The organism is Mesorhizobium sp. M7A.F.Ca.CA.001.08.2.1 (assembly GCF_003998455.1).
GTDB classification, from domain to species: Bacteria; Pseudomonadota; Alphaproteobacteria; order Rhizobiales; family Rhizobiaceae; genus Mesorhizobium; species Mesorhizobium ciceri.
The window spans coordinates 1-3080 of record NZ_RZPW01000731.1 but is presented as its reverse complement, the minus strand read 5'-3'; the positions used below and the strand labels follow the sequence as shown (position 1 = coordinate 3080).

Annotated in this window: 4 protein-coding genes; 2 read left to right on the top strand and 2 right to left on the bottom strand. The window is 63.9% G+C overall.

What is annotated here, in order from left to right; genetic code table 11:
* Positions 1–602 (top strand): hypothetical protein (locus EN914_RS29850; protein WP_164779010.1); only part of this gene is annotated, 602 nt, incomplete at its 5' end.
* A 186-nt stretch (positions 603–788) separates the two neighbouring features.
* On the top strand, positions 789–1403 hold the full coding sequence (locus EN914_RS29845; protein ID WP_024503544.1) for a 3'-5' exonuclease: 615 nt from the start codon (positions 789–791) through the stop codon (positions 1401–1403).
* A 52-nt stretch (positions 1404–1455) separates the two neighbouring features.
* Here EN914_RS29845 and EN914_RS29840 read toward each other — a convergent pair whose 3' ends face one another.
* Complete coding sequence (locus tag EN914_RS29840) at positions 1456–2064, bottom strand: ABC-type transport auxiliary lipoprotein family protein (protein ID WP_407067818.1); 609 nt, start codon at positions 2062–2064, stop codon at positions 1456–1458.
* Between the two features lie 79 nt (positions 2065–2143).
* The coding region (locus EN914_RS29835) for an MCE family protein (protein ID WP_164779009.1) at positions 2144–3080 on the bottom strand (937 nt) is incomplete at its 5' end.

The following is a 3080-nucleotide window of genomic DNA, read 5'->3' as shown; positions in this document are numbered from 1 at the left end:
GAGTACCGGCACCGCAGCCGGACCTGCGCACGCCTCAGGCGCCCTTGGGCGGCCCTGCATTGCGCGGCACGCTCGACCTTGACCGTCCGACCGAGGCGGCACCGCGTCCGCGCGGCGATGCCAACGCCCGCACGCCGCAGGGCGGCTGGGTGCGCGATCTGCTGACCGCGGCATCGAACGAGGAGGACCTCAGGTCGGCAGCTCCCCCAGCGGCTGCGGAAGCGCCCCGCGCTACGCCTGCCCAGCGCTCGCCCCTGCATGTCGTCGAATCGCTGAACTCGCTCTCCGTCGATATCGCGCGGGCCATCGACCACGATGCTTCGATCGAGCTGTGGAACCGTTACCGGCGCGGCGAGCGTGACGTGTTCACAAGGCGGCTCTACACGCTGAAGGGTCAGCAGACGTTCGACGAGATCCGTCGCAAGTATCAGGCCGAGGCCGAGTTCCGCGCCGCCGTCGACCGCTACTGCGACGATTTCGAGAAGCTGCTCAAGGATGTCTCGCGCAACGACCGCGACAACATCATGGCGCAGACCTACCTGACGTCGGACACCGGCAAGGTCTACACCATGCTGGCGCATGCGAGCGGCCGCCTGCACTAAGACAGGAATTGAACAGGCGGGCCATGGTCCCGCCTGTGCCTGCTCTAACGTCCGGTACGCGTTGAACCTGCCCGCAACAGGTCTTGCAAGACTATCGATGCCTTCGGAATCCGCCCTAAGTCGATCTCCCGACGGCGCCATAATTCATCCACAGTACCGCTGCCCTAACGCTCGCAGGGTGTGATCGTGAAGACGGCAATCATTTTCGACTGCGAGTTTCTTTGCCTGGAGGGCTCGCAACGCAGATTCTGGTGCGCGGCCCACGATCCCGACCCGGTGATCGCACAGATCGGCGCCGTCAGGCTTGGACTTGAAGGCGACTTCCCCCTGCTCGGAACACACAAGGCCTATATCAGACCGGTCGACCGGTTTGGTCAGAGATACGCCTTGGACCCATTCTTCACCAAACTGACCGGCATCACCGAGGAAGATTTGGAGACAAAAGGGGTGGCACTAGGGGATGCCCTCGCCGACATCGATCGTTTTTCCGAAGGGGCGCGATTCTGGTCCTGGGGCAAGGACGAATTGAACATGATCGCCATCAGCTGCTATGTCGGGGGCATTCAGCCTTCGATCCCGGCCACCCGGTTTGACAACGCCGTCAAGCTGCTGATCGCAGCCGGAATGCCGATCGAGGATCTGGCGAGAACGCCGAGCAACAAGCTTGCGGATTACTACGGCGTCAAGCACCCGCCATTGCAGGGGCACGATGCGCTCGATGACGCGCTGTCCGTGACCTACACCCTGCAGCACCTGATGAAGACCGGAAAGCTCCGGCCGGAGATCTTCGACCACTTGTAGGTAGAGAAGCCTGGTGGGATGAAGCCTGGTGGGATTCCGGCGCGCGTCGCGCTCAGATCACCGAATCCGTCCAGCGCACGATCTGCCCGGCGGCGTCGCCGAACGCCTTGTCGAGTGCGCTGACATAAGCAGGATTGCCGCTGCCCGAGACGGGTGCGGCTGCGGTGAAGCTCTTGGAAGCACGGACCTCGCCGTTGCGATCGTTCAGGATCCGCACGAACAGATCGACCTCGGCATGTTCGCCGCCGTCGACCCGAACCTCGAATGAGCGGATCTCGACGATCACCTGATAGTCGATCGCCAGGCCCTCGCCCGGCTTGCCGACGCCGGCAAAGCTGCCCGAGCGCTGGAAGGTCTCGGCCAGCCGCGCCTGCACGATCAGCGGCAGCCGGTCGGCCCATTGCGCGCCCTTGAGATACTGGATCGAACGATCCGACGGTTTGATGACGATGTTCTGGCTGTCCAGCGCCTTGAGCGCCGACGGCTGCGCGATCAGGATCTGGCGGCGGCTGTGGCCATGCGCGTCGACCGACGGCGCCGACAGCTCGAACGTATCGAGCGGCGCGGGCTTGCCGCCCAACGCCGCACAGCCGGCCAGCGTCAAAGCAAGCAGTGCCGCAGCCGATGTCAACCCGCCCGTTTTCACCCACACAGACTTCACGCGCGATCCCCGTTGTCCCCGGATCGTAAGATCGACCCGCTTTCGCGGCTCATGTTTCTGGGGCGCGCCGACGCCGAAGTCAACGCCGCGCCCTGCCATCGAATTGCCGAACCTCGCCGTCGCCACCCGACAGGATGCGCTGCGGATTGCGGCTGAGATCGGTTACCGCCTCCTCGATGCGGCTGATCGAACGGCGGCTGTCCTGCACCAGCGCTTCGACGTTCGAAAGCCCCTGGCCCGAGAATCGCGCCAGATTGTCGGTGATGACGCCAAGGCGGGCATTCAGCGTGTCGGCAACCTGCTTGAACGACTTCAGCGTCGCCCTCGCATCCGCCATCACGCCGTCGGCCTGCCCCGACCCGAGCAAGGTATCGACCTTGGCTAGAATGCCATCGACCCGCACCGAGGCATCGTTGAGCCGTTGCGCGAGCTGCTTTGCGTCCTTGATCGTCTGGTCGATGTCGTCGGCCCGGTTGGCGAACTTGTGGGTCACCTCCGCGATGTCGGCGGCGGCCTTGTCGGCGCTCTCGCTGGCCTTTTGGATGTTGGCGAGCGCCGAGCGCACTTGTGCGGGATCGATACCGTCGAGCACGTTGTCGACCTTGGCCAGCGTGCCTTGCGTCCGTTTGGCGAAGTCGTTGACCGACCCCACGGCTGTATCGACGTTCTTGATCACGCCGTCGAGCTGCTTCGACGTCTGCTTGAGGTTACCGGTTACTGCGTCGACATTGGCGACGATGCTCTTGATCTTGTCCTTGTCGACCGCGTTGAGAAGGCCTTCGGCCGCCTTCAGCGTGCCGTCGAGTTTGCCGGAAACGCCTTTCAGCTCATCGGCCAGCGTGCTGGCGGCGGACAGGAACTTGTCGATGCCGTCCGAATTCTTGGCCAGCGCATCGGAGAAGGTCTGGACGTTCTGGACGGTCTGCGTCAGCGGCCCGCGAACGTCCTTGGTGAAGCCTTCGAGCTCGGTCAGCACCTTGTCGGCGCGGGTGAAGATATTCTGCGCCGTCTGCAAG